Source organism: Iodidimonas sp. MBR-22, assembly GCF_029946565.1.
GTDB lineage: Bacteria > Pseudomonadota > Alphaproteobacteria > Sphingomonadales > Rhodothalassiaceae > Iodidimonas > Iodidimonas nitroreducens.
Genome location: NZ_JARKVQ010000002.1, coordinates 227,653 through 253,479, shown reverse-complemented (window position 1 = coordinate 253,479; position 25,827 = coordinate 227,653). Strand labels below are relative to the sequence as shown.

Below are 25,827 nucleotides of genomic sequence, written 5' to 3'. Positions count from 1 at the left end.
AGGATGATTTGAAGGGGAAAGCACCATGAGCGATTTCACCATTTCACGCCGCCATATGCTTGGCAGCATGGGCGCGGCCGCAGGCGCCATAGCCATCACGGCAGCGGGCGAAGCGCCTCAGCCCCGCTTTTTGCATGGGGTGGCGAGTGGTGATCCTTTGGCGGATCGGGTGATTTTATGGACCCGGATCACCCCCGCCGCCGGCAAAAGCGATCCGGTGACGCTGACATGGGACATCGCCACGGACGACAGCTTTTCCACCATCGTGACTTCGGGCGAAACACAAACCGATCAGGGCCGGGATTATTGTGTAAAGGTGGATGCCACCGGGCTCGAACCCGGCAGCCGATACAGCTTTCGCTTTCGCAGCGGGCAGACCACCAGCCCCATCGGCCATACCCGCACCCTGCCGCGTCAGGGCGTGGAAAAGCTGCGCTTTGCCATCGTCTCCTGCTCCAATTATCCCCAAGGTTATTTCAATGTTTATAAGGATGTAGCGGCACAAAAGGACATCGCCGCCGTGCTGCATCTGGGCGATTATTTCTATGAATATCCCGATGGCATCTATGCCGATCCCCGGGCTTTGGAGCTTGGCCGCCATGTGAAGCCGGTGGGGGAATTGATCAGCCTTGATGATTATCGCATGCGCCATGCCCTTTATAAAACCGATCCCGATCTGCAGGCCGTTCATGCCGCCCATCCGATGATCGCCATCTGGGATGATCATGAAATAGCCAATGATACATGGAAAGGCGGGGCAGAAAATCATAATCCCGATCAGGGGGAAGGTGATTTTTTCATACGCCGCGATGCCGCGATCAAGGCTTGGCGCGAATGGATGCCGGTGCGTGATCAGGCGGATGGCGATCCCCTGATCAGCTATCGGTCCTATGATTTTGGCGGCCTGGCCGATCTGATCCTGCTTGATACCCGCCTCATTGGCCGGGATGAGCAGCTTTCCTATGGCCGCGATCTGGTCTATCGCAGCGCCCCTTTCAATTTCACCGATCCAGAAAATCCGGTGATGATTTCGGACCCGGAACAAATAAACACCCTGCCCGAACAGGCCGTGAAGATGATCCCGCTGCCTTTTGACATGACCGGCGATGAGCCCAAACCCATCACCGATTATGCCGCGATCAAAGAACTCGATCCTAAAAACATGCCCGCAGGCTTCGCCTTTTTGCCCGATGCCGATGCCTTTCGCCGCCATGTTCTGGGCAATCCCGAAAGATCAATGCTGGGGAAAACGCAGGAAAATTGGCTGGCCGATCAATTGCAGGCCGCCAAAGCCCCATGGCAAATTCTGGGCCAGCAACTATTGATGGGTAAGCTCGTTGCGCCCGATTTGATGGATGTTGCCGATTTCACAAAACCGGCGGCAATCAGCGAGCAGCAGGCGCAGCAATTCACCGGTCTTGCCAAAATGGGCCTGCCGCTCAATCTGGATGCGTGGGATGGCTATCCCGCTGCACGTGAGCGGTTATTCGACGAAATCCGCAAAAACAGCAGCAATGCCATTGTGCTGGCGGGCGATAGCCATAATAGCTGGGCTTTTGATCTGGCCGATGAGGCGGGCCATCCCATTGCGGTGGAACTGGCGACCCCGGCTGTATCCTCGCCCGGCTTTGCGCAATATCTGCCTGTCCCGGTCGAGATCATGGAAGAGCGGTTTTTGAACCATAATCCTGAACTGATCGCTTTCGACGCGGGCAAACGCGGCTGGATCTCATTGGAATTGACCAAAACCGAGGCCAAAGCCCAATGGCATTATGTTTCAACCATACTCAGCCATGATTATGAAAGGATCGACGGCCAAGCCTTTCAGATCAATCCCGGCACGCCAAAATTAAACCCGCTCTGAGCGGCTGCGGGACTGTCGGAAAAGGACATCAGAGATATATTTTCCCGCGAATATGCTAAGATATTGCATAAAAAATAATTAATACGTGAAATTCACCATAGAATCTAAGCTGTCCATGGGCTAGCTTTATGGTCCGTATCTGTTGTGATTGGACCAACCATTCCTGAAATCATGCCATGGAAATGAATTAAGATGGATCTTTATAGGGACTTGCAGGAACTTCAGAAAAAGACAATCGAACAAAAGCAATTTCTGGCTACGGAAGAAGCGGCAAAAACATCATTGGTTTTGCCGTTTATACGCGCATTGGGTTATGACGTTTTCAATCCATCTGAAGTCATACCCGAATTTAATGCTGATGTGGGAATTAAAAAAGGGATACATTCTTTTGTCTTTGCTAAATTACTCACTGATCGGCGCGGCATAGCCTTGGAATGTAGTTTCGGGAGGCCGCATGGCTGAAGCTGAAGCTGAAGCTGACGTAACGCTAAGGTTAGAAATTACCGAAGGCCAAACTCCTGACGCAGAGAATGTCATCCGCGCGCTAACGGCCTACATCGAAATTCTTAAGACTGCCGGAGAGATTATCACGCCTGGAAGCCGCATGGAAGTTGGCTTGGCTGGCGTTGAGGATGGAAGTAACATATTCAAATTCGTTTTGCGGAAATGTGAAAATTTTGGCAAAACTCTTGTCGGCGGCATGTCGGAATATCCGCTAGTATCCCGAGTTACCATTACCCTAGGCGGCCTAATCGGTACATCGATGATAGGCATCGAACTTGAGAGCCTCTTATCCGATGACCCTCGATTGCCACCCGAGCAAATGGCGGTTTTTGAAGAGAACAATCGTCTGCTCAAAGAATCGAACGACCTCCGGAAACGGGAAATGGAGTTTTTCGGCATCTTGCAGGACGAACCTGCCTACAGTGCAATCGACATTATTCGTCCATATGGAGGTGGAACCGTTCACTCGATCCCAAGAACGGAATTTGCGGCACGTAGCGGATTATGGCTCAGCGACGTGGAAACCATATCTGATACAAATTCACAGACGATTACCGACACATGGATTGTGACCTTGATCAAGCCCACACTCGTGCCCGAACCTCGCCGCTGGCGCTTCGCCAAAGACGGACTTGAGTTTAGCGCCATGATGAAGGATCAGAGCTTTCTTGACGCCATCCACGACAAGACGCTGCCTGTTACGCTAGCAGAAGGAATTCAAATGAAGATCCAGGTGAAATATCGAGAGGAATACAATGACGAAGGCTGGATACCCGTCATCGGCTCGCATCGGGTCACGAAGGTCTTAGAGCCCTTACCGCCCAGAATGCCCATTCCGCTGTTTCCTGACGCCCGCCCTCCAAAGGAATAAAATGAGGCAAACAAATACCATGGAAGCGATGATCAGTGTCCATTCGACGGATAGACTCACAAAGCCTATATAGGACACGATAACAGCGACCACCACAACTAGTCCCTTCATCCGTAAGCGGACCGACGAAGGTCGATGATGGTTGTTTGACACGGCACGCTCCATCAGGCAACAATCGCATGATGACCACCATAAAGCAAGCTTGTGGGAACAGGAACCTTCCCCCAGTTTACCTCCGAACACAGAAACGAGTTCGGCAATATTTATCACATTTGATTAAAATATTTTCTTATCGATCATCCCCCTAGCCGCTCTCTGGCCCATCTCTTTCGGGCCAGGTGAGGGTTTTGAGGACGCCGCGCAGGGTTTGGATTTCCTGACTGGAAAATCCGGCATTTTGCATCAGGGTTTTGAGCGCCCGCATCTGGGTTGGCTTGCGCCCGGCGGAGCGGAAAAAGCCTCGGCTGGCGAGATCGCGTTCAAGCTGATCATAAAGCCCTTGATACTCGGCCTTGGGCGCGGGCAGCCGCTCCATTTCAGGCCGAGCGACATCAGCCTGCGGATTGACCGCATCATTCACCTGCGCCTGATACCATTCATAGGCCGTGAGGATCACCGCCTGCGCCAGATTGAGGCTTGAGAAATGAGGGTTCACCGGCACAGTCAGGATGCTATCGGCCAGCGCCACCTCTTCATTATCAAGGCCGGATCGTTCCGGGCCAAACATCAGGCCGCTTTGCCCTTGTGTGCTGCGGATGGCCGCCACCGCTTCAACCGGGGTCACCACCGGCTTGAGCATATCGCGCGGGCGCACGGTGGTGGCATAAACATGATGGAGATCGGCCACGGCCTGGGCCACATCATCATAAATCCGCGCCTCATCCAGCACTTGATCCGCCCCCGATGCGGCAGGGCCTGCCGCCGGATTGGGCCAGCCATCGCGCGGCGCCACAAGGCGCAGTTCGGTCAGCCCGAAATTGAGCATGGCCCGCGCCGCCTTGCCGATATTCTCGCCCAATTGCGGCCGCACAAGAATAACGATGGGGGCCCGATCAATCATGGCCGATCCGTTCCCAATCGGTGGTGCCATCGGGGCGATCGAGCAGGCGAATACCCGCCGCATCAAGCTGATCGCGCACCGCATCGGCCCGGGCGAAATCCCGCGCTTGGCGTGCCGCACGCCGCTCCACTATCAAGGCTTCCACCGCCTGTTGATCCAATCCGCCGGACCGTTCCGCCTTGAACCATGCTTCGGGTGCTTGCAACAACAGCCCCATGAACTGCGCCCCGGCCAGCAACTGATCGGCCGTTTCGGGCTTTGCCAAGGCTTCCAAGGCAGCAATGGCCTTAGGGCTGTTGAGATCATCTTCAAGGGCTGTGATCACCGTTTGCGGTGGGCTTTTGGCCGCCTCCACGCCCGCAATCAGCCGATACCAGCGATCCAGCCGCCGCCTGTTTTCGGCAATGCCATCTTTCGTGAAATCAAGGGGCTGGCGATAATGCGCCGACATCAAAGTCAGCCGGATCGCCTCACCCGGGAAATCCGCCAAAAGATCATGAACGGTATGAAAATTCCCCAGCGACTTCGACATCTTCTCGCCGCCCGCCAGCACATAGCCATTATGCACCCATGTGCGCACGAAAGGATGGCCATGGGCACATTCGCTTTGGGCCATTTCATTTTCATGATGGGGAAAGATCAGATCCTGCCCGCCGCCATGAAGATCGATTTCCGTGCCCAGATGGGCTTTGATCATCGCCGAACATTCCAGATGCCAGCCCGGACGCCCGCGCCCCCAGGGGCTATCCCATCCCGGCTGATCGGGGCTGCTCGGTTTCCATAAAATGAAATCGGCAGGGTCTTTTTTATAGGGTGCCACCTCCACCCGGGCGCCGGCCACCATCTCTTCGCGCGGGCGATGGCTAAGCTTGCCATAATCGGGCATGGCGGGCACATGAAACAACACATGGCCTTCGGCGGCATAGGCCACCTGCTTTTCGATCAAAGCTGTGATCATGGCGATCATCGGCTCGATATGATCGGTGGCCAAAGGCTCGATATCGGGCGGCAGGATATTGAGCTGCGCCATATCTTCGCGATAAATGCGCGCATAGTGATCGGTGATATCCGCAATATCCCGCCCGCTTTCCTGTGCCCGGGCGATGATCTTGTCATCGATATCGGTGATATTGCGGGCATAGGTTACATGCGCGGCCCCATAAAGATGGCCCAGCAGGCGATAAAGCAGATCGAAAACCACCGGCGGGCGGGCATTGCCGATATGCGCATGATCATAAACCGTGGGCCCGCACACATACATGCGCACATTGGCCGCATCAATGGGCTTGAAGGGCTCTTTTTGCCCGCTCATGCTATTGGTCAGAACAAGGCTCACGCACTCTCCCCCCGCAGTCGTTTTTTGGCGGACGAAGCTCCGATCATCGGCAGAAGGGCAGCCATTTCAGGGCCATGATCCTTGGCCGTGAGGGCAAGGCGCAGGGGCAGGAACAAAGCCTTGCCCTTGCGGCCCGTGCTGTTTTTCAAGGCGGTGGTCCAGCTTTTCCAGCTTTCATCATCAAGGGCGGGGGGCAAAAGCGCCGCCGCTTCAGCCAGAAAGCTGCGATCCTCGGCGTCGATCAAGGGGGATAAGGGGCCGCGCACCACCCGCACCCATTGGCGGATATCCTTCCAATGCACCAGATTGCCGCGCACGGCCTGCCAGAAATCTTCGCCCAAACCATCCAATTCGGGCCGCGTGGCTACCCGATCAAATGGCAATTGATGCAAAATCCGGGCATTGATCTGATCCAGTTCATCCTCATCGAAAATCGCCGAAGACCGGGAAAAGCGGCTGAAATCAAAACCGGCAATCAAAGGTTCGAGGCCGATGAAAGGCTCGATGGAATCGGCAGAGCCAAGGCGGGCAATGAAGCTGTTGATGGCATCGGCTTCCAGCCCCATTTCATCGCGCAGAGCCCGGATTGAGCCACTGCCCGCGCGCTTGGAAAATTTGCCCCCGCCCTTGGCTTTCAGCAGGGGATAATGGGCAAACAGGGGCGGCTTTTTCCCCAAAGCTTCAAAAATCTGGATCTGCTCACCGGAATTGGTGACATGATCTTCGCCCCGCACCACATGGCTGATGGCAAAATCGATATCATCCACCGTTGAGGGCAGCATATATAAAAAGCTGCCATCGGCGCGGATCAACACCGGATCAGACAGGCTGGCCGGATCGATCGATTGCGGCCCGCGAATGAGATCATGCCATTCCACACGTTTTGTCGTATCCAGCTTGAAACGCCAATGGGGAATCCGGCCTTCGGCCTCAAGGCGGACACGATCCGCATCGCCCAGCAAAAGTGCCGCCCGATCATAAACCGGCGGCAGGCCCCGGCCCAATTGCAGCCTGCGCTTCAGCCCCAATTCCTCAGGCGTTTCATAGCAGGGATAAAGCCGCCCCATATCCCGCAGCTTATCTGCGGCCGCCTGATATTGGCTCAATCGTTCGGATTGGCGGGCTTCATGGTCCCAATTCAACCCAAGCCAGCGCAAATCCTCGCGAATGGCATCGATATAAATCTGCTGGGATCGCTCGGCATCGGTATCATCGAAACGCAGCAGAAAATGGCCATTTTGCTGGCGCGCAAATAACCAATTAAGCAAAGCCGCCCGCACATTGCCAACATGCAAAAGCCCGGTGGGCGAAGGGGCAAAACGTACATTCACAGTCATTTGATGCGTGCCGATCTGAATCCGTTGGTGATGGGAAAGCGCCGATCACGGCCAAAGCTTTTCCGGGAAATCTTTACCCCCGGCGCCGCCTGTCGACGCTTATATTCTGCGATATAAAGCAATTGTTCGATCCGCGCCACCGTCTGTGGATCATGGCCACGGGCCACGATTTCAGACACCGGCATCGACCCTTCAACAAGGCACAGCAGAATATCATCGAGCTCATCATAAGGCGGCAGGCTGTCTTCATCTTTCTGATCAGCCCGCAATTCGGCGCTGGGGGGTTTGCTGACCACCCGATCGGGCATCACCGCACCATCGGGCCCCAGAACATGCGCGGGATATGTGCCATTCCGCCAGCGCGACAGGGCAAAAACCGTGGTTTTATAGATATCCTTCAAAACCGAATAGCCGCCGCACATATCGCCATAAAGGGTGGCATAGCCAACGCTGACTTCCGATTTATTGCCCGTGGTGAGGACCAGATCCCCAAATTTGTTCGACAGGGCCATCAGGATCATGCCCCGCAGCCGGGATTGAATATTTTCTTCCGTGCTATCGACCGCGCAGCCCTCGAAAAGATCGGCCATCATCTGATCAAAGGCCAAAACCCCCGGCACAATCGACACCTCATCAAGCCGCACCCCCAGCATTTTGGCGCAGGCTATGGCATCATCAAGGCTTTCCTGGCTGGTAAAACGTGAGGGCATCATCACCGTGCGCACCCGATCCGGGCCAAGGGCATCAACAGCAACAGCGGCGGTGAGGGCGGAATCGATCCCCCCCGAAAGCCCGATCAAAACGCCGGGAAAGCCGTTTTTTGCGATATAATCGCGCAGGCCCAAAACCATGGCCTGCCAGATGGCTTCCAGATCGCTGAAGGCCGGTTTCACCACGCCTTTTTGGGCCACCAGCGCGCCTTCACTGCCCTCGAAAACAAGCAGCTCTTCATCCGTTTGAAAACCGGCAAGCTGCACCATGATCTCGGCGTCTTTTTCGGCGCGGGGATTGAGCACAAAAGACGAGCCATCGAAAATAATCTCATCCTGCCCACCCATCTGATTGGCGAAAACCAGGGGCAATCCGGTCTCGAACACCCGTTCGCGGGCGACGCTGAGGCGTTCAGGCAGCTTATTGGATTCAAAGGGCGATGCGGTGGGCACCAGCAGAATTTCCGCCCCCTGATCGGCAAGGCTGCGGGCGGTATCGGCAAACCACATATCTTCGCAGATCATCACACCCAAGCAGTGCCCGCGCACCATCACCGGGGCCACCGCGCGGGCCGGGGTGAACAGGCGCTTTTCATCGAAAACACCATAATTGGGCAGGCAGCTTTTATAAACCCGATCCGTGATGCTGCCCCCATCCATGACGAGGGCGGCATTATAATGCCCGCCATCCGCATCAACCCAGGGCGCGCCAACAATCAGCGCCGGGCCGCCATCAGCGGTCTCCTTTGCCAGTTCTTCGGCCGCCTGCATCGCCATGCGCTGGAAAAAAGGCTTTAAGATCAAATCCTCGGTGGGATAACCCACAAGGCTCAATTCAGATGTCAGCACCAGATCGGCACCCATCCGTGCGGCACGGGCCCGGGCTTCGCGGATCAGATCCACATTCCCGGCGATATCCCCCACGGTGGGATTGCCCTGCACCAATGCGATTTTAAATAAAACAGCGGTCATGGCCGCCTTTTAGCCTTCCCCCGCAAAAGCCACAAGGGATCTGATCACTTATCGCCGCACATCTGGCCACATCTTCAGGCGCTTTTGGCAATCTGATCGCTTGCCAAAAGGGCTTTGCGCTCGTCTTTCAAAAGGGCCGCAATCTCAAACGCCATTTCAAGGCTTTGATCGGCATTAAGCCGGGGATCGCAATGAGTATGATAGCGGGATTTCAGCTTATCTTCGGTGATGGCCATGGCCCCGCCGGTGCATTCGGTCACATTCTGCCCGGTCAATTCCAGATGGATGCCCCCGGCATAGGTGCCTTCGGCCCGGTGAATGGCAAAAAAGCGCCGCACTTCCAGCATCAACTGATCAAAAGCACGGGTTTTAAGGCCCACCGAGCTTTTCACCGTATTGCCATGCATGGGATCACAGCTCCACACCACATGGCGGCCATCACGCTTCACCGCCCGCACCAAAGCCGGCAGATGCTTTTCGATCTTATCGGCCCCAAAGCGGCAGATCAGGGTCAGCCGCCCCGGCTCATCCATGGGATTGAGAAGCTCGATCAGCTTCAAAAGTTCAAGCGGCTGCATGCTGGGGCCAACCTTCACCGCGATGGGGTTATCGATGCCGCGCAGAAATTCCAGATGCGCCCCTTCAAGATCGCGGGTGCGATCCCCGCACCACAGCATATGGGCCGAGCTATCGACCCACGGCCCGCCCCCGTCTTCGGGGCGGGTGAGGGCCTGTTCAAAGCCCAAAAGCAGACATTCATGGCTGGTGAAAAATTCCGTGCCCCGCAATTCATGGGCCGTGCCTTCGCCCACCCCGCAGGCGCGCATGAAATCAAGGGATTGGCCAATGCGATCCGCCAGATCCTGAAACCGCGCCGCAGCCGGTGAATTGGCCACGAAATCCAGATTCCAGCGATGCACCTTATGCAGATCGGCATAGCCGCCATTGGCATAGGCCCGCAGCAGATTAAGGGTTGCCGCCGATTGATTATAAGCCTTGATCAGCCGTTCGGGATCGGGCTGCCGGGATTGGGGATCGAAACTGATGCCATTGACATTATCACCCCGATAGCTGGGCAGTTCCTGATCACCCTGCTTTTCCGTATCGCTGGACCGGGGTTTGCCAAATTGGCCAGCCATGCGGCCCACCTTCACCACCGGGCAGGCGGCGGCAAAGGTCAGCACCACCGCCATCTGCAACAGCACGCGAAAGGTATCGCGGATGGTATGGGGATGAAATTCCGCAAAGCTTTCAGCGCAATCGCCGCCCTGCAACAAAAAAGCCCGACCTTCGGCCACCCGGCCCAATTGCTGCTTCAAGGCCTGAACCTCGCCACCAAAAACTAGCGGCGGCACACGCGAAAGGCTCTTTTCAACGGCCAGAAGCTTATCCTGATCGGGATAAGTGGGCTGTTGCGCGGCCGGATAGGCTCTCCAGCTATCGGGGGTCCAACGCGCATTCATCTTTCAAAAACTCCAACAAAAACTGACATATCATTCTATGATTTCGGCGGGGCCGCACCATAATCATTTAAATCCGGCGGGTCCACCCAAACTGCACGCCGATCAAAAGCTTTCTGCTCCAAAAGGGGCGATCAGCCACGCCGATTGCGCATCAGCACCAGTTCTTCGGCGCTTGTGGGATGAATGGCCACGGTTTGATCGAGGACGGCTTTGGTGAGCCCCAATTTCATAGCTACCGCAAATCCTTGAATGATTTCAGGTGCATCCGGGCCGATCATATGAATGCCCACCACATGATCGGTTTTGCAATCAACGATAACCTTGGCATAGGCCCTGTCGGCTCGATGGGCTAAAGTATGTTTCATGGGTCGGAAATCGGATTCATAAACATCCACATCCCCCAGCTTATCAAGAGCCTGATCTTCGGTCATCCCCACCGAGGCGATGGGGGGATGGGAAAACACCGCCGAAGCCACATTATGATGATCGGGCGCTGTGGGTGTTTTGTTAAAGCGTGTGAGGGCAAAGGCATGGCCTTCCTTGATCGCCACCGGCGTCAGGGCGATCCGATCGGTCACATCCCCCACGGCCCAGATATTGTCGATATTGGTGCGCGAATAATCATCCACCCGCACCGCGCCATTGGTATCAAGCTGCACCCCCGCCCGATCAAGGCCCAGCCCTTCGGTATTGGGGCGGCGGCCAATGGCATACATCAGTTCATCGCTTTCCAGTTCATCGCCATTATCAAGGCTCAATAAAAGGCGGGATTCGCTGGTTTTGGGATCGGCTTTTCTGATCGCGGCCACATCGGTTTGGCACAGGATATTGATCCCTTTATCAATCAGGGACTGTTGCAGCCTTTTGCGGATATCCTCATCAAAGCCGCGCAGAATACGCTCGCGCCGATAGATCAGGGTGACATCAGAGCCAAGGCCATTGAAAATCCCGGCAAATTCAACCGCGATATAGCCGCCGCCAACGATCACGATCTTTTTCGGCAGGGTTTTGAGATGGAAAGCCTCGTTCGAGGTGATGGCAAGGTCCACCCCCGGGGTGCGAGGCAGGTTCACCGTGCCACCGGTGGCGATCAAAATGGTATCGGCGCTAACCACGCGATCCCCCATGCGGATATGATGGGCATCTTCGAGCACCGCGCGGCTTTGAAAAATTTCAACATTATGGCTGCGCAGGGTGTTTTTATAGGCTCCATTAAGCCGGTCGATCTCCGCATCCTTGGCGGCGATAAAGCGCTGCCAATCAAAGCCCGGCGTCATCTGATCCCAGCCATAGCCCACGGCATCTTCAAAATCTTCGTGATAATGGGCGGCATAGGTCATCAGCTTTTTGGGAACGCAACCGCGAATGACACAGGTGCCCCCCACCCGATATTCTTCGGCTATCGCCACTTTCGCCCCAAAAGACGCCGCCATGCGGCTGGCCCGCACACCCCCCGATCCGGCCCCGATAACGAAAAGATCATAATCATAATCCGATGAGGTCATAAAGCGTCCTTTGATCTTGTCCCTGAAGCCGTCGTCAGCCCATTCATGCCATGGGCAGGTCAGCTCACCATATGCAGATAATAACGATGACGATCATATTGGGTGATCACATCCGTGATCAATTGATCCTGCGAATAAGAGATCACATCATAGGGATCGCCCCCTTCGCTTTGATACACCTCGGCGCGATAAAAGCGATGCACTTTATCCGGCTTTGCTTTTAATTCCGACATCGCAAAGCCCGGCACCTCATAGCTGCGCAGATATATGGCATAATCAAAAGGATAGGAGCCATCCGCCCCATTCGTGGCGATCAGCCGCACGATATTTTTCTGTTCTTCCACCCGTGCTTCCATCCCCCGCGATTTAAGCTCTCGCATCACTTCGAGCAAGGCCGGACGGGCAATATCGGCAAGGAATTTTTCCGCCTGTTCGCGCTTGGGAAATTGCAGGATGCTGCGCAGGCGCTGCTTCCATGAAATTCCAAAGTTTTCCATCGGCAAAGATGATGCCACACGATGGCTGACCTTGCGCGCCCGCTCATCCCGCAGTGCCTGATAAAGCCCCCAGCAAATAGCCAGAATGACCAGAGTAAATGGCAAAGCGCTGATCAAAGAGGCTGCCTGCAAGGCCGCAAGACCCCCCGCCAAAAGCAGGATTGCCGCCACGACCCCTTCGGTGACAGCCCAGAAAACCCGCTGCCAGACCGGCGGTTCGCGATCCCCGCCAGAGGTGATGATATCAATCACCAAAGACCCGGAATCCGATGAGGTGATGAAAAAGGTGATGGCAAGCCCCGTGCCCAGAAATGAGGCAATAGCCGAAAGGGGAAGCGCTTCCAAAAACTGGAACAAAGCCACAGGCATATCATCCACAACGACCTGCCCCAGCGATACCACCCCTTCCATATCGAAAAGAATGGCCGAATTGCCAAAAACCGTCATCCACAAAAACGTAAAGCCCGAAGGCACCAGCAGCACAGAGACCACAAATTCGCGAATGGTGCGTCCGCGTGAAATGCGGGCGATGAACATGCCAACAAAGGGTGACCAGGCAATCCACCAGGCCCAGTAAAACAGGGTCCAATCGCTGATCCAATCATTGGGTTCATAAGCATAAAGCGAGAATGTGCGGCTCACGAAGCTGCTGAAATAGCCACCCAGATTCTGTACGAAGGCCTGAAGCAAAAACAGGGTTGGTCCGGCCAGAAGAACAAACAACAAAAGGCACACAGCCAGGATCAAATTGATCTCGCTCAGGCGCTTGATCCCTGAATCCAGGCCCGCCACCACCGAGAGTGTGGCCGCAGCGGTGATCGAAATGATCAACAGCATATGAACCAGATCATTATCCGGCAGGCCAAACAGATGATTGAGCCCGGCATTGACCTGCATCACCCCCACACCCAAAGATGTGGCCACCCCAAAAAGCGTGCTGACCACCGCCATAATATCAACGGCATGACCAATCGGCCCATAGATGCGTTCACCCAAAAGGGGGTAAAGGCTCGACCGGATCGTCAGCGGCAGGCCTTTGCGATAGCCGAAATAAGCCAGGGACAAGCCCACCACGGCATAGATCGCCCAAGCATGAAGCCCCCAATGGAAAAAGGTGATGCTCATCGCCTCGCGCGCGGCATCGGCGGTGCCCCCCTCGATGGTGGGCGGGGCAAAATAATGGGAAATCGGTTCGGCCACCCCGAAAAACATCAGCCCGATCCCCATGCCCGCCGAAAACAGCATGGCAATCCATGAGAGATAGGAAAAATCAGGGCGCGAGGCATCCGGCCCGAGGCGGACATCACCAAAGGAGCTCATCGCCAGACCGATGATGAACACAAGGAAAATCGCTACCGATAAAACATAAAGCCAGCCAAAACGGGCCACCACACCCGATTGCAGGCTCCCAAAAAGAGCACCGGTTTCACGGCTGAAAAAAGCCGCCGCAAGCACGGAAGAAAAAATCAGAAACGCCGAGATGAAAAAAACCGGTTTATTGACGGACTCAAAAAGTTTCCAGTTCCAGAAAGCCACGAAATCCCCTCTCGGATGCACTTGAAGATAGGCTTATGTACGCCATAAACCACGCTGGGCGCAAATCGGGCATGAATAAAGGCTTCAAACAGGGCTCTGTGTTCCTTGGAAAATGCCTGAAAAGCGGCACGCCTCGCCTCCCAATATTGGGATTGAGCGCGATCAGCCTTGGTGTTTGATCAACCGATGGCGGGTTCAACTTCGCCTTTTTCATTCGCACCCTGAGCCGCAAAGACTGCCCGCAACAGATCCAGCATGCCGAGCCGATCAATGGGCTTTGAGATATAATCATCCATGCCATTGGCCAGCAGGCGGGCGCGATCTTCTTCAAAAGCATCGGCGGTGATGGCGATTACCGGCAAAGGGGGGGTGCCTGCCAGCTTTTCCAAACGGCGAATTTCGGCAACGGCCTCCACCCCATTCATCACTGGCATATTGACATCCATCAAAACCAGATCAAAGGGCATGGCCTTCAATTTTTCCAGCGCGATGGCACCATTTTCTGCAAAATCAAGGGCATAGCCCTGACCGCGCAACATTTCGCGGATCACGATCTGATTGGTGGGATTATCTTCCGCGATCAAAATCCGCTTTTCACCGCCTTGGCCCGCCACCCCTTCAAACAAGCCCGTTTCCGATTGTTGTGAAGAACCGAGGGCATTTTGAGGGGCTTGCTCAACCGCATCAACGGGTTGATTGGCATCTAAAATGAGGGGGATGGCAAACCAAAAGCGTGTGCCCTCACCCGGTTCGCTTTCATAACCGATCTGGCCATCCATCAGATCCACCAGCTTTTTGCAGATCGATAAGCCAAGGCCGGTGCCACCATATTTGCGGGTGGCACCGCTTTCCAATTGGGTAAAAGGCTCAAACAAATCCTTGCCATGGCCTGCGGGAATCCCGATGCCATGATCCTTGACCGAAAAAACGATGGCCGACCGACCCAAAATCTCATCATCGGTTTCGGCGCGCAGATGGATCGCCCCGGTCGAGGAGAATTTGATGGCATTGGAGAGCAGATTCGACAGAATCTGTCGCACCCGGCCCCCGTCACACACGATCCGCGCCCTTTGCAAGGACGGGTCGATCTGGGCTTCCAATGCCAGCCCTTTTTCCTCAGCCTTGGGTCGCCATAAATCCTCAACACCTTGTATCAAACCCGACACTAGAACAGGATCTGCGCGTATATCCAGCCTGCCCGCCTCGATTTTCGACATATCCAGAATATCATTCAAAATGACCAGCAGCATTTCCGATGAGGTCATGATGGTTTCGATCAGGCGGATCTGTTCAGGAGATTGCGCCGTTCTTTGCAGGACCTGCGCCATCCCCATAATGCCATTCAGGGGCGTGCGCACTTCATGGCTCGTCATGGCCAGAATATTCGATTTGGTTTGATTGGCGCGCTCTAATTCCGTCTGCACGACCAAAAGGTCCCGGCTGCGATCCTCGGCTTCCTTCCGCGATTTCGACATCGCCCGGAGTAAAATGGTCAGCCCCAGAATGATCGTCAGCAGCATCAGCGCCCCGGAAAGGGCGATATTGCGCCAGATTGATTCTCTTTGCACTTGCAGTTCATTGATTTCCTGATCGCGCTTTAACAGGGCGATCTGCTGTTCCTTCCGCTCCAGATCCATCTGAGCTTCCAGAACCTTGCCAAGCTGCTGCACGTCCGAACTGCTGATCTCATCATGGAATTTACGGCTTTGCTTCAAATGGAAAAGGGCGGCTTCAAATTGTCCTTTTTCTTCGGATAGATCGGCCAAAAGCCCGTGCAGATCGCGCATCCGGCTGGGCTCTTCATTCTTTTGCGCCTGCGCCAATCCCTTTTCCGCTTCGGCTAAAGCCGCATCGATATTGCCGGTCTGAAGCTCGATCTGTGCCATGAAATACGCGATATTGCTCAGCAAACTGCCGATGCCCAAATCCTCGGCCATCGCCCGGCTTTCCACGAAAAAGGCCCGCGCCTGATCCCTTTCGCCAAGATAAAAAGAAGCCTCCGCCAAATTTTCCAAATGATAGACATCGATCAGAGGATTATCGAGACGCACGACAATCGGCTTCACATCCTCCAAAAGCACAAGGGCGCGTTCGGGATCACCATTTTCCAAATAGGCGTAGGCCATATTGATCATGATCCGGGCGCGCATGAAATCATCATCGGCTTCTTCAGCGCGGCTCAGGGCCATTTGATAATTGGAAAGGGCATTATCGATCTGACCGATTTCATGATAGATTCCCGCACCTGAGGCATGGGCATTCGCCATGCCCAGATTATCTTCAAGATCGCGAAAAACCGCCCAGGCGGTATAAAACTGGCTTAAAGCATTGGCCATATCGCCCAGATATTCACTGGCCCGGGCGCTGGCCATCAAAAGCTGCGCCTGCAAAGGCGATGGCCGCTCCAGATCGGATGCCATGAAAATTTCATGCGCCGTGCGGGCCGCCTTCAAGGCCTCTTCATTCATCCCAAGCCGGCTTTGCGCTAAAGATTGAACGACCAGCAATTGCACTGCATCCGCTGGTGGCAAGGCACCAAGTGGCTGCACATCCAAGGCATCCTGTACAATCTGCAAGGCTTTTTTCGGCTCTCGGTTTACCAGAGCCATGCCTTCGGCGATGACATCTTTCAGGTCCAGCCTGCTATCGACGATCTCATCCCCGCCATAGCTTGGCATTGGCCGCACGAGCGGTTCATCCGCGCTCTTGTTTTGGGCGTGGACTTGATGCATGCCCAATAAAAGACACGCCATCACGCAGAGCAGCACAAAGATGCTGCCCTGCATCATGGAGCGCCTAAAAAGCGACTGCTGAACTCGATCCATCCGTTTTATCTCTGGTAACAATCATGCAAGAATGAAACATCTGATAACAGACCAGTGTAAACAAAATGCAAATATTAAGATGAGTACAGTTTTTATGCCTAAAACATCCTTTCGGGTGGATAAGATTATTTTTGATCTTGATGGAACGCTGGTTGATAGCGCCCCTGATCTGTGTGCCGCCATGAACCATGTGCTCGCAACTTTAGATCGCCCCAGCCTCCCCTTGGCCGATGTTCGCTCTATGGTGGGTTTGGGGGCCCGCGCTTTGATCGAGCAGGGCCTGAAAGCGACCGGCGGCATCCCTGATGGATTTATGATCAACCAACCGCTCGATCTGTTCATCCGCCATTATCGGGCCAATATCGCCCGCCACAGCCAGCCTTATGCCGGTGCCCATGATGTTTTGCGCCTGTTAAAAGAGCGGGGCTTTGCTTTGGGTCTGTGTACCAACAAACCGCAGGATCTGGCCCTGTCCCTTCTCGATGCTTTATCGATGCGATCTTATTTTACCTCTATCACCGGCGGCGATGCCCTGCCCTTTGCCAAACCCCATCCCATGCATCTTGATCATGTGCGCCAAAGCCTGCCCGGGCGAGGGGCTGCCGTGATGATCGGCGACAGCATCACCGATGCCAAAGCCGCACGGGCGAGCCATATGGATGTCATCCTCGTTTCTTTTGGCTATAGTCCCGAACCGGTTGAAAGTCTTGGGGCGGATCTCATCATTTCTGATCTGGGAGCCTTGCCCGGCTTGATTGTAAAAGAGAACCACCGATGAAAAATGACAGACTGACCGAGCAAAGCCCGCTGATCCTGCCCGCCCAGCTTGCGATTTCATCGGGGCTTTTATTCCTTTATCTGCTGGGGCAGATCACCGGTATTGCGGCGCTCATCATCGGTCTTACGATGATCGGGCTTTTATATGGGATCGAGCGCAGCCATCGCCAATTGGTTCGCCGCTTGAGCGATACGGTCAAGCTGGCCCGGGCGCCCCGGCGCAATCTGGCGCCTTTGCGGGCCAAAATCGCCGAAGGGATCGATGCGCCGCTTTTATTGATCGATCCCGGCCGCAAGGTGCTCGATGCCAATCGCCCCGCCCGATCCCTGTTTGGCGAGCGATTGATCGGCCGTGAAATCAGCCTCCATATGCGCCATCCCGATATTCTCGATGCTTTGGCAAAAGTCATGAAAGGGGCGGCAACGATCCGTCTTGACGTGACCTTAACAACCCCGGTGGAACGCAATTTCACAGTCAGTGTTTCGCGGGTGGAAAATAGCCGCCCCCCCCAATCCAATCTGATCCATGATGAAGCCGAGCCTGACTATTATGTGGTCATCTCGATGCATGATACCACCCAGATGAAAGCCGCTGAACGGATGCGCGCCGACTTCGTGGCCAATGCCAGCCATGAGTTGCGCACGCCCCTGTCATCGCTGATCGGCTTTATCGAAACCATGCGCGGCCCGGCAAAGGATGATCTGGCGGCTCAGGAGCGTTTTCTGGGGATCATGCACGAAGAATCCCAAAGAATGGTTCGCCTGATCGATGATCTGTTGTCTTTATCGCGGATCGAATTGGATAAGCATGTGCAGCCGCAAACCAGCGCCGATTGCCTGCCGATCCTGAAAAATGTGGTGGATAGCCTCGAACCCGGCGCCACGAAACGATCCATGCGCTTGTTGATCAAGGCCAATGCCCCCTTGCCACCGGTGCGCGGCGATCGCGACCAGATCCATCAGATGCTGCAAAATCTCGTCTCGAATGCCATGAAATATGCCTATGAAGGAACCGACATCACCCTTCATGCCCAGAGGGTGGAGCGGATGCCCGAAGGCGGCAAAGCCGGTCTTGCTATCTCCATCAACGATCAGGGGGCAGGCATTGCCCCCGAACATATCCCCCGGCTGACCGAACGTTTTTATCGGGTGGATGCTGCCCGCTCGCGCAAGCTTGGCGGCACCGGCTTAGGGCTCGCCATCGTAAAGCATATCGTCACCCGCCATCGGGGCCATCTGCATATTGAAAGCACCTTAGGCGTGGGCACCAGCGTCACCGTTACCCTGCCTTTGGCCATTGCGGATGAAGGTGGCCCTCATCCTCATTCTCATCCTCATCCTCATTCTCAGGCCGAAGCTGATCCCGCCATGCTGCTTTCAGGATCCAAAGAATAGCCAGCCGACCGCACGGTGCGGATGATATCGGCACTTTCATTGATATTAAGGGCTTTGCGCAGGCGACGGATATGCACATCTACGGTGCGCAATTCCACATAAACATCATGCCCCCACACGGCATCAAGAAGCTGCTCGCGCGAGAAAACCCGTCCCGGATTTTCAAGGAAATGGCGCAGCATCCTGAATTCCGTGGGGCCAAGATGGATTTGCGTGCCATCCCGCACAACTTTGTGGGTAGTGCTATCAAGGGAAATGCCTGCATGGGTGAGGATCTTGCCCGACAAGCCCGGGCGCACCCGGCGCAAAACAGCATTGATGCGGGCAATCAGTTCACGCGGGCTGAAAGGCTTGGTGATATAATCATCGGCACCGATCTCAAGCCCGCGCACGCGATCCCCTTCTTCGGTGCGGGCAGTGAGCATGATGATCGGAATATTGGCGGTATCGCCATTGCGGCGCAATCGGCGGCAAATCTCAATCCCCGAAAGATTAGGCAGCATCCAATCGAGCAGGATCAGGTCCGGCGGCTGCTCCATCGCCATCATCAGGCCTTCTTCGCCATCCGCAGACAAAGCGATTTCAAAACCTTCGCGTTCCAGATTATAGCGCACCAATTCGGTGAGATTGATATCGTCTTCGACCAGAAGAATACGCGGTTTCATGATCCATTATCCGATTCTGTGTTGTCTGACGGATCGGCAAAAGCGGTTTCATCCCGCTTCACCCGATTATCTTTCATTGATCGACCCTCGATCATATAATAAGCGACTTCGGCGATATTCGTTGCCTGATCGCCCACACGCTCGATATTTTTGGCAATGAAAATAAGATGGGTGCATGCCGTGATCAATTCTGGCTTTTCCATCATATAGGTCAGCAATTCGCGAAACAGGCTATCATATAAAAGATCAATTCGCTCGTCGCGCGCCCACACATCGATGGCCAGGGCACTATCGCGCTGGATATAGGCATCCATCACATCGGAAATCATGCGCTGGGCCTGCTTTGCCATTTCGGGGATGATGCTAATCTGGCGCATGGGCAGAACATTCACCAGAACCGTGGTTCTTTTGGCGATATTCTTGGCATAATCACCAATTCGTTCCAAGGCGCCAGACAGCCTGATGGCTGCCACCAGTTCGCGCAGATCATCAGCCAAAGGCGCGCGGCGGGCGATGATTTCAATCGCCCTTTCTTCTGCCAGATGCTCCAGCCTGTCGATCCGCTCATCGTCTGCGATGGATTTTTGCGCCAGGATCAGATCCCGGGCCACCAAAGCGGTGACGGCATTATGAAGCTGGGCTTCGGCCAATCCCGCCATTTCGCTTAAGGTGGCGCGGAGCTGATCAAGCTCATCATCATAGGACTTGTTCGTATGAATATCACGCATCCGCTCACCTCCGCCCTGTTCCGGGATCGGCTCTCATGGCTCCCTTATTTAAGAAGAATGCGTTACAAAACTATGACGCTGCGGGTTTTAAATCTCCCTTGGTCCTGTAAAAAATACCCCGGAAAAACCAGGATCAGAATAATTCACCTAAAATTTTACGGTTTATAAACGAACTTGTGAGAATCCTGTTCTTGTCAGCTAACGACCTGACTGGCATTATTTAGAAACAATGCATCGGAACTGGTGCCTTGAACATACGTTTTGATGAATTGCTGGTGATCTCGAATTCTGATGAACCCAAGTTTCTGACGAGACATGAACTGTAAAACGGGTGGTGTGATAGCGATGACAAATAAGCAATCCGGGATCAAGCAGGCTTCCCTTCATGCCAATGGCTATGATCGGCGGGCTTCCTCGCGGCTCTCTGCCGGAGCTTCTGCCCTTTGTATCTTGGCCGCTAGCGCTGCTTTATGGTCGGCCATCCTTTCTCTTGGCTTTTGATTTCGATCAAAACCGGATAAGCTCCCTTTTGGGCAGATAACTGCCTCACAAGGTTTTCTCTTGCCTTTAGGGCATCTGATATGAGCACGATTCTGGGTTTCAACATCAGCCATGTTCATCTGATGGCTGGCGGTTTCATTCTTCTTTTCGGCCTTTTGCTTTTGGGCCTGATTTATCTGATGGTGATCGCGTCCCGATTGAAAGATCTGGAAGGTTCCCTGCAATCCGGGCACAAAACCCTGCTCAAAGAAGTGGGATTGAACAGCCCCACACGCGCCGCCATTGCCGCCGTGATGGCCACCGACAAAAACCGACGGCTGAATATGGAACAATTTCAAGCCGAAATATCCGCCCTGACCGAGCAATGGGACGAAATCGAATCCCTCGCCAATCAAGCCCATAACAGGCTGGCCGATCTGGTGGATGAAAGCGAAAAATCCGCCCGCCATTGATGGCCCCTCACCTATTGCCCGTACCGCGCCCCAGCCATAAGCCCCGGCTCCTCAATTGTTGGCATCCGCAGGCGGCTTAAGCCCTTGGTCACGCCTGTTTCTTTGCCACCAGAAAGGTGGATTGCGAACAGGTTCTGATCGGCCAATATAAAATGGGCGCAGCCTTCAACACAGCCAGCACCGATCCTTTCCAGCCCCCAAGGCCACGGGCCGCCGCCAGATCGGCGCGGCTATAGATTTGATCAAAACCCCGCCGCCGCAAAGCCTTGATCAATTGCCCCGGGGTAAACCAATTCACTGCAGGAAAGGTGGCATAATTTGCCCATTCCGGGCGATCATCAAGGGTCCGGCGCACGCAATAGCGCTTTATCGGCCCCGGATACCAGCTATAGAAGGGCAATCTGAATTCCTGCTGGCGAGGATTGATCTTGTTATTGGTGGAAAGCTGAATCAGCCCGCCGGGGCGCACGATTCGCGCAGCTTCATCAAGGCATGCCTGCCAATCTTCCACATGTTCAAGCAATTCGGGCAGCAAAGCGATATCCACCGAGCCAGAGGCCAATGGCAAAGCGGTCGCCGAACCCACTTCATAGCCGATATCAAGCCCCAAAGCCTTCGCCCTTGTCCGTCCGGCCTCGATCAGATCGCGCCCGATATCGATACAGATGGGCTTATGCCCCTTTTCCGCCCAAACCACCGAACAATCCCCTGTGCCCCCGCCAATATCGGCCACATCAAGGGCACGATCCGCATCCCCTTCCATCGCCCTGATCGCCAATAGGGAATCGCGCAAGCGGGAAAAATGCGCCTGTCGCCCCAAAGCCACATCATCGCGGGTATAATAATCGACAAATTCCGGGCGATTGGCGGTTTCATCCCCAAGATTTTCATCTGCGGGGGCGCTTATGGTTTGATCAACCGACTTTGGCATTGCTCGATCCCATGATGGCCTCAGCGGTCGCCCGCCACAGGCTGGCTATCCCATAAAACTTTGTGAAAATGGCATAGATCATTTTGTTTTGTCGATCCCGTTCAAAGGTCCGCCGCCCAAATTTTCCCGCGATCCTGCCATTGTTGATAAAGTGTCAGGGGGGTGGCAGCCCTGCCCCCCAATTCATTGAAGAAAAAATCGAAATAGCGGTCCATCTGATCGAGAAACCGATCCAGATCAGCGGGGCTGCGCACATAAGGCGTATGGCCGGGGACCAGGGATGGGCTGTGATAGGTATAAGAAAAAACATCAAACCCATCATCCCACATGGCTTTGGTGAGGCGGATATGATCATCGGCCCCCTGGCCCTCGGGGCTGAGCCTGATGCGTTCCAAAAGGCCCAGACGGGCAAAAATCCCCGGCAGATGAACAGAGCGCATCAATGGCCGATCAATCATTGGAAACAGGCTCGCGCCACGCTTCCGCAAAAGCCCGTAAAAGCCCGTGGAAAGCGGCAATTCCAGAATATCGCGGGCGGGCAGAAAAGGCCGCAAATGCGGCGTTTCATGGCGAAAATCAGGACCATGATCAAAGCTGAAATCGGTATAGGGCACGATGCTGGCATCGATCTGATAGCCCAGATCCTCAAGAATCGCCGCGCTATTGGGGCCAATGCCATAGCGGCCAGCTTTATAAAGGCGCGGGCGTTTATCAAAAACCCGTTCGATCAGCGCGGTCAGCTGGCGCAGTTTTTCATATTCCAAGGATTTCGGTAAATTACCGGGATAGCTGTTTTGGCGGTTCACCTCCTCGTCAAAAGGCGGCGAGACCCACGGATGCAAATGCGCGCCGATCACCGCCTGCCCCTCGTCCTGCCACGCTTTCAGCACCGCCACGGCTTCAGGATTATCGGCCACGGGATGATCGATCACATAGCTGGGCACCAGACCATAGCGGGCGAAAATATCCTGCGCCCGCTGCTGGGCGGGGATTGATGTCACGGCCCGCGCCCGGCGATCAAAAGGCGCATTCCAATCGAACTCTTCTTCCGTATCGATAATCACACAAAGCTGCGGCGCGCGCGCTTTTGTTGCCATGAAATGCCTCTTTGTCAGCATCGACGCATTGCGCCGAACCCCTGGGACGGTTAAATTCCATAATGAATTTGGAGAAATTCCCGCAATGCTGCAAGCTCTCCAGCCAAACTATTGCTTCCCAGCCCGTTTGCCCCGCTTAACCATCCTTTGCAATCTTTAGAATATGGCCATGAAATTATTATATCTGACCCACCGTATTCCTTATCCCCCCAATAAAGGGGATAAAATTTCCAGCTTCAACATCATGCGCTATTTCGCCAGCAGGCATGAACTGCATCTGGGCACCTTCATCGATCATCCCGATGATTGGCAATATACCGATAAATTGAAAGATTTTTGTGCCAGCAGTTGCATCCAAAAGCTGGATAAAAAAGCCGGTCTGATGGGGGCGGCCCGTGGGCTCCTGAAAAATGAAGCCTTATCGATTGCCTATTACAAAAATAAAGCCATGGATCATTGGGTGGACCACAGCATCAAAAGCATCAAGCCCGATGCCATTTTAATGTACAGCGGCTGCACGGGCCAATTTGTTTATGGAAAGGTGCCGCCTTCGATCCGAACCGTTTTCAATGCCGAGGATGTGGATTCCGAAAAATTCCGGTCCTATGCGCGGGATGCCGCCCTGCCCCGCAATCTGATCTACCGACGCGAGGCCGATAAGCTGCTGGCTTATGAACGGCGGATGGCCGCTGCCTTTGACAAAACCGTGTTCATTTCCGAAGCCGAAGCCAGTCTTTTCAAAAGCCTGGCCCCGGAAAGCGCCGAAAAGATCACCTTTCGCACCCAAGGGGTGAATGTGGATTATTTCGATCCCGCCATCGAACATCCCAATCCTTATCAACCCAAAGATCGGGTTCTGGTTTTTGTGGGGGCGATGGATTATCGGCCCAATATCATGGCGGTAACATGGTATGTGAATGAGGTGCTGCCCCATTTGCGCGACACATATCCCGATCTGCTTTTTGCCATTGTGGGCATGGCGCCCACTGATGCGGTTTTAAAGCTGGGGGAACAGCCCAATGTGCTGGTCACCGGCGGGGTGCCCGATATCAGGCCCTATGTGCAGCATGCCCTGGCCGCCTGCCTGCCGCTGACCATTGCCCGGGGCATCCAGAACAAGGCTTTGGAAGCCATGGCCATGGAAAAAACCATCCTCGCCACCCCCGATGCCATGGCCGGGATCAGGGATTGCCCCGATGCGCCTGTCCATATTGCCCGCAATCGCGATGAGATGATCACGCAATCGCGTGTGATATTGGAAAGCCAAAATTTGCGCGCGCCAAAGGCCCGTGCCTTTGTCATCGAACATTATGGCTGGGATGCCAATCTAAAGCAGTATGAAACAGATATTTTGGGGTGGGGATCATGAGGGAGGATAGCATGAAAATCTGGCCGGTGGTCTTGTCTGGCGGCTCGGGAACACGCCTTTGGCCTTTATCACGGGCCCATTATCCCAAACAATTTCTGCCCATTCATTCCGATCAGGCGATGATCCAGGATACTTTGGCCCGTTTTGGCGATCCCGCGCGCTTTGCCCCGCCGCTGATCATTGCCAATGATGATCATCGTTTCATCGTTGCCGAAAAACTGGCGGAGATGGGTGTTGATCCGCTGGCCATCATTTTAGAACCGGGCGGCAAGGGCACGGCTCCGGCTGCGATCATGGCGGCCCTGCGGCTGGAACAGGAAGACGATCAGGCGCTGATGCTGCTGGCCCCATCGGATCATGTGATCACCGCCCTGCCCGATTTCATGGCGGCTTTAGAGCGGGCCACAACTGCCGCTTCAGGCGGAAAGCTGGTCACTTTCGGGATCAAGGCCGATCACCCGGAAACCGGCTATGGCTATATCGAAAGCGGCCCGGCACTGGATCAGATGCCCGGCGCTTTCGCGGTTGCCCATTTCCATGAAAAGCCCGATGCCCAAACCGCTCAGGGCTATCTGGATCAGGGCAATGTTTATTGGAACAGCGGGATTTTTCTGTTTCGCTGCGATCATCTGATCAAGGCTTATGAACGCCATGCCCCGGATATGCTTAAAGCCTGCAGGGCGGCACTGGCAGGCAGCCGCAGGGATCTGGCGTTCGAGCGCCCCGACAGCCATGCTTTCATGAGCGGACCTGAGGGCTCGATCGACCGGGTTTTAATGGAAAAGGCGGCCAATGTTGCCGTGGTTCCGGTCGATATGGGCTGGAGCGACCTGGGATCATTCCGCGCCTTGTGGGATCATCTGCCCAAAAATCAGGATGGCAATGTGCTGGAGGGGGATATCATCGCCCTCGACAGCCGCAATTGCCTGCTGCGGGCCGATGGCGCCTTCATCGCGGCTTTGGGGATCGAGGATCTGATCATCGTGACCACCAAGGATACCGTGCTGATTGCCCATAAAAGCCGGGCCGAGGAGGTGGGCAGAGTGGTAGACCAGCTCAAAGCCCAAAAGCGCGAAGAACATCTGATGCATCCGCGCGTTTATCGGCCATGGGGATCTTATGAAACGACGGATCGCGGGGATCGTTTTCAAAGCAAGCGGATCATCGTCAAGCCCGGAGAGAAATTATCCCTGCAAAAACATCATCACCGCGCCGAACACTGGATCGTAGTGGAGGGCACCGCCCTTGTCACCCGCGATGAGGAAAGCTTTTTGCTCAGCGAAAATGAATCCTGCTATATTCCTTTGGGTTCTGTGCACCGATTGGAAAATCCCGGAAAAATCCCCCTGCATCTGATCGAAGTGCAATCGGGAAGCTATCTGGGGGAAGATGATATCGTTCGCCTTGATGATACCTATGGCCGGGCCTGATC

At 54.7% G+C, this 25,827-nt stretch carries 20 protein-coding genes; 8 read left to right on the top strand and 12 right to left on the bottom strand.

Annotated features, from left to right (window positions below; genetic code table 11):
* Window positions 1-25: 25 nt before the first annotated feature.
* The 3 genes from QK300_RS02950 (at window position 26) to QK300_RS02940 (ending at window position 3,239) form a co-directional block, all read left to right on the top strand.
* Window positions 26-1,864: an alkaline phosphatase D family protein gene (locus tag QK300_RS02950; RefSeq protein WP_281300048.1), complete on the top strand. Its 1,839-nt coding sequence runs from the start codon at window positions 26-28 to the stop codon at window positions 1,862-1,864.
* 192 nt (window positions 1,865-2,056) lie between these two features.
* A complete protein-coding gene (locus QK300_RS02945; protein WP_281300049.1) occupies window positions 2,057-2,326 on the top strand; it encodes a hypothetical protein in 270 nt (89 codons plus the stop codon).
* A complete protein-coding gene (locus QK300_RS02940; protein ID WP_281300050.1) occupies window positions 2,319-3,239 on the top strand; it encodes a hypothetical protein in 921 nt (306 codons plus the stop codon). Before QK300_RS02945 ends, QK300_RS02940 begins: the two co-directional genes overlap by 8 nt.
* Window positions 3,240-3,543: 304 nt before the next feature.
* On the opposite strand, the gene QK300_RS02935 is transcribed toward QK300_RS02940, so the two are convergent.
* The 8 genes from QK300_RS02935 to QK300_RS02900 all read right to left on the bottom strand — a co-directional run bounded on the left by QK300_RS02935 (window position 3,544) and on the right by QK300_RS02900 (window position 16,333).
* A complete protein-coding gene (locus QK300_RS02935; RefSeq protein ID WP_281300051.1) occupies window positions 3,544-4,299 on the bottom strand; it encodes an RNA methyltransferase in 756 nt (251 codons plus the stop codon).
* Entirely contained in the window at window positions 4,292-5,635 is a 1,344-nt protein-coding gene (gene cysS, locus QK300_RS02930; RefSeq protein WP_281300052.1) for a cysteine--tRNA ligase, read from the bottom strand. Before cysS ends, QK300_RS02935 begins: the two co-directional genes overlap by 8 nt.
* Entirely contained in the window at window positions 5,632-6,972 is a 1,341-nt protein-coding gene (gene gltX, locus QK300_RS02925) for a glutamate--tRNA ligase (protein ID WP_281300053.1), read from the bottom strand. The genes cysS and gltX overlap by 4 nt, the downstream gene beginning before the upstream one ends.
* Window positions 6,969-8,654, bottom strand: coding sequence for an NAD+ synthase (locus QK300_RS02920; protein WP_281300054.1), 1,686 nt, complete (start codon window positions 8,652-8,654; stop codon window positions 6,969-6,971). The genes gltX and QK300_RS02920 overlap by 4 nt, the downstream gene beginning before the upstream one ends.
* 74 nt (window positions 8,655-8,728) lie before the next feature.
* Window positions 8,729-10,117: a 3-deoxy-7-phosphoheptulonate synthase class II gene (locus QK300_RS02915; RefSeq protein WP_281300055.1), complete on the bottom strand. Its 1,389-nt coding sequence runs from the start codon at window positions 10,115-10,117 to the stop codon at window positions 8,729-8,731.
* A gap of 131 nt (window positions 10,118-10,248) precedes the next feature.
* The gene (gene gor / locus QK300_RS02910) at window positions 10,249-11,622 is read right to left on the bottom strand and encodes a glutathione-disulfide reductase (protein WP_281300056.1); all 1,374 of its coding nucleotides are present in this window, start codon (window positions 11,620-11,622) and stop codon (window positions 10,249-10,251) included.
* A 59-nt stretch (window positions 11,623-11,681) separates the two neighbouring features.
* The gene (betT, locus tag QK300_RS02905) at window positions 11,682-13,655 is read right to left on the bottom strand and encodes a choline BCCT transporter BetT (protein ID WP_281300057.1); all 1,974 of its coding nucleotides are present in this window, start codon (window positions 13,653-13,655) and stop codon (window positions 11,682-11,684) included.
* A gap of 179 nt (window positions 13,656-13,834) precedes the next feature.
* Window positions 13,835-16,333: an ATP-binding protein gene (locus tag QK300_RS02900; protein ID WP_281300253.1), complete on the bottom strand. Its 2,499-nt coding sequence runs from the start codon at window positions 16,331-16,333 to the stop codon at window positions 13,835-13,837.
* Window positions 16,334-16,559: 226 nt separating this feature from the next.
* Here QK300_RS02900 and QK300_RS02895 point away from each other — a divergent pair, with 226 nt between their 5' ends.
* The gene (locus tag QK300_RS02895) at window positions 16,560-17,258 is read left to right on the top strand and encodes an HAD-IA family hydrolase (RefSeq protein ID WP_281300058.1); all 699 of its coding nucleotides are present in this window, start codon (window positions 16,560-16,562) and stop codon (window positions 17,256-17,258) included.
* Window positions 17,255-18,652, top strand: coding sequence for an ATP-binding protein (locus QK300_RS02890; RefSeq protein ID WP_281300059.1), 1,398 nt, complete (start codon window positions 17,255-17,257; stop codon window positions 18,650-18,652). Before QK300_RS02895 ends, QK300_RS02890 begins: the two co-directional genes overlap by 4 nt.
* Here QK300_RS02890 and phoB read toward each other — a convergent pair.
* Window positions 18,604-19,317, bottom strand: coding sequence for a phosphate regulon transcriptional regulator PhoB (phoB, locus tag QK300_RS02885; RefSeq protein WP_281300060.1), 714 nt, complete (start codon window positions 19,315-19,317; stop codon window positions 18,604-18,606). The genes QK300_RS02890 and phoB overlap by 49 nt on opposite strands.
* The gene (phoU, locus tag QK300_RS02880) at window positions 19,314-20,045 is read right to left on the bottom strand and encodes a phosphate signaling complex protein PhoU (RefSeq protein ID WP_281300061.1); all 732 of its coding nucleotides are present in this window, start codon (window positions 20,043-20,045) and stop codon (window positions 19,314-19,316) included. Before phoU ends, phoB begins: the two co-directional genes overlap by 4 nt.
* A gap of 581 nt (window positions 20,046-20,626) precedes the next feature.
* Here phoU and QK300_RS02875 point away from each other — a divergent pair.
* Entirely contained in the window at window positions 20,627-20,998 is a 372-nt protein-coding gene (locus tag QK300_RS02875) for a hypothetical protein (RefSeq protein ID WP_281300062.1), read from the top strand.
* Between the two features lie 88 nt (window positions 20,999-21,086).
* Here QK300_RS02875 and QK300_RS02870 read toward each other — a convergent pair whose 3' ends face one another.
* Both QK300_RS02870 and QK300_RS02865 read right to left on the bottom strand, forming a co-directional pair.
* Window positions 21,087-21,929 carry a class I SAM-dependent methyltransferase gene (locus QK300_RS02870; protein ID WP_281300063.1) on the bottom strand — a complete coding sequence of 281 codons (843 nt, stop codon included), beginning with the start codon at window positions 21,927-21,929 and terminating at the stop codon, window positions 21,087-21,089.
* Window positions 21,930-22,030: 101 nt separating this feature from the next.
* The gene (locus QK300_RS02865) at window positions 22,031-23,026 is read right to left on the bottom strand and encodes a polysaccharide deacetylase family protein (protein ID WP_281300064.1); all 996 of its coding nucleotides are present in this window, start codon (window positions 23,024-23,026) and stop codon (window positions 22,031-22,033) included.
* A gap of 169 nt (window positions 23,027-23,195) precedes the next feature.
* On the opposite strand from QK300_RS02865, the gene QK300_RS02860 reads away from it, so the two are divergent.
* The gene (locus QK300_RS02860) at window positions 23,196-24,395 is read left to right on the top strand and encodes a TIGR03087 family PEP-CTERM/XrtA system glycosyltransferase (protein WP_281300065.1); all 1,200 of its coding nucleotides are present in this window, start codon (window positions 23,196-23,198) and stop codon (window positions 24,393-24,395) included.
* 11 nt (window positions 24,396-24,406) lie between these two features.
* Window positions 24,407-25,825 (top strand): mannose-1-phosphate guanylyltransferase/mannose-6-phosphate isomerase, encoded by a 1,419-nt coding sequence (locus tag QK300_RS02855; protein ID WP_281300066.1) that lies wholly within the window; start codon window positions 24,407-24,409, stop codon window positions 25,823-25,825.
* Window positions 25,826-25,827: the final 2 nt, after the last annotated feature.

Excerpts from the sequence above, each read along its gene's own strand:
- QK300_RS02855 (WP_281300066.1), top strand. The coding sequence starts at position 24,407 with ATGAAAATCTGGCCGGTGGTCTTGTCTGGCGGCTCGGGAACACGCCTT.
- QK300_RS02865 (WP_281300064.1), bottom strand. The coding sequence starts at position 23,026 with ATGGCAACAAAAGCGCGCGCGCCGCAGCTTTGTGTGATTATCGATACG.
- phoB (WP_281300060.1), bottom strand. The coding sequence starts at position 19,317 with ATGAAACCGCGTATTCTTCTGGTCGAAGACGATATCAATCTCACCGAA.
- QK300_RS02900 (WP_281300253.1), bottom strand. The coding sequence starts at position 16,333 with ATGCCAAGCTATGGCGGGGATGAGATCGTCGATAGCAGGCTGGACCTG.
- QK300_RS02920 (WP_281300054.1), bottom strand. The coding sequence starts at position 8,654 with ATGACCGCTGTTTTATTTAAAATCGCATTGGTGCAGGGCAATCCCACC.
- QK300_RS02870 (WP_281300063.1), bottom strand. The coding sequence starts at position 21,929 with ATGCCAAAGTCGGTTGATCAAACCATAAGCGCCCCCGCAGATGAAAAT.
- QK300_RS02950 (WP_281300048.1), top strand. The coding sequence starts at position 26 with ATGAGCGATTTCACCATTTCACGCCGCCATATGCTTGGCAGCATGGGC.
- phoU (WP_281300061.1), bottom strand. The coding sequence starts at position 20,045 with ATGCGTGATATTCATACGAACAAGTCCTATGATGATGAGCTTGATCAG.
- gor (WP_281300056.1), bottom strand. The coding sequence starts at position 11,622 with ATGACCTCATCGGATTATGATTATGATCTTTTCGTTATCGGGGCCGGA.
- QK300_RS02940 (WP_281300050.1), top strand. The coding sequence starts at position 2,319 with ATGGCTGAAGCTGAAGCTGAAGCTGACGTAACGCTAAGGTTAGAAATT.
- QK300_RS02915 (WP_281300055.1), bottom strand. The coding sequence starts at position 10,117 with ATGAATGCGCGTTGGACCCCCGATAGCTGGAGAGCCTATCCGGCCGCG.
- QK300_RS02875 (WP_281300062.1), top strand. The coding sequence starts at position 20,627 with ATGAGCACGATTCTGGGTTTCAACATCAGCCATGTTCATCTGATGGCT.
- QK300_RS02890 (WP_281300059.1), top strand. The coding sequence starts at position 17,255 with ATGAAAAATGACAGACTGACCGAGCAAAGCCCGCTGATCCTGCCCGCC.
- gltX (WP_281300053.1), bottom strand. The coding sequence starts at position 6,972 with ATGACTGTGAATGTACGTTTTGCCCCTTCGCCCACCGGGCTTTTGCAT.
- QK300_RS02860 (WP_281300065.1), top strand. The coding sequence starts at position 23,196 with ATGAAATTATTATATCTGACCCACCGTATTCCTTATCCCCCCAATAAA.
- QK300_RS02895 (WP_281300058.1), top strand. The coding sequence starts at position 16,560 with ATGAGTACAGTTTTTATGCCTAAAACATCCTTTCGGGTGGATAAGATT.
- QK300_RS02935 (WP_281300051.1), bottom strand. The coding sequence starts at position 4,299 with ATGATTGATCGGGCCCCCATCGTTATTCTTGTGCGGCCGCAATTGGGC.
- QK300_RS02945 (WP_281300049.1), top strand. The coding sequence starts at position 2,057 with ATGGATCTTTATAGGGACTTGCAGGAACTTCAGAAAAAGACAATCGAA.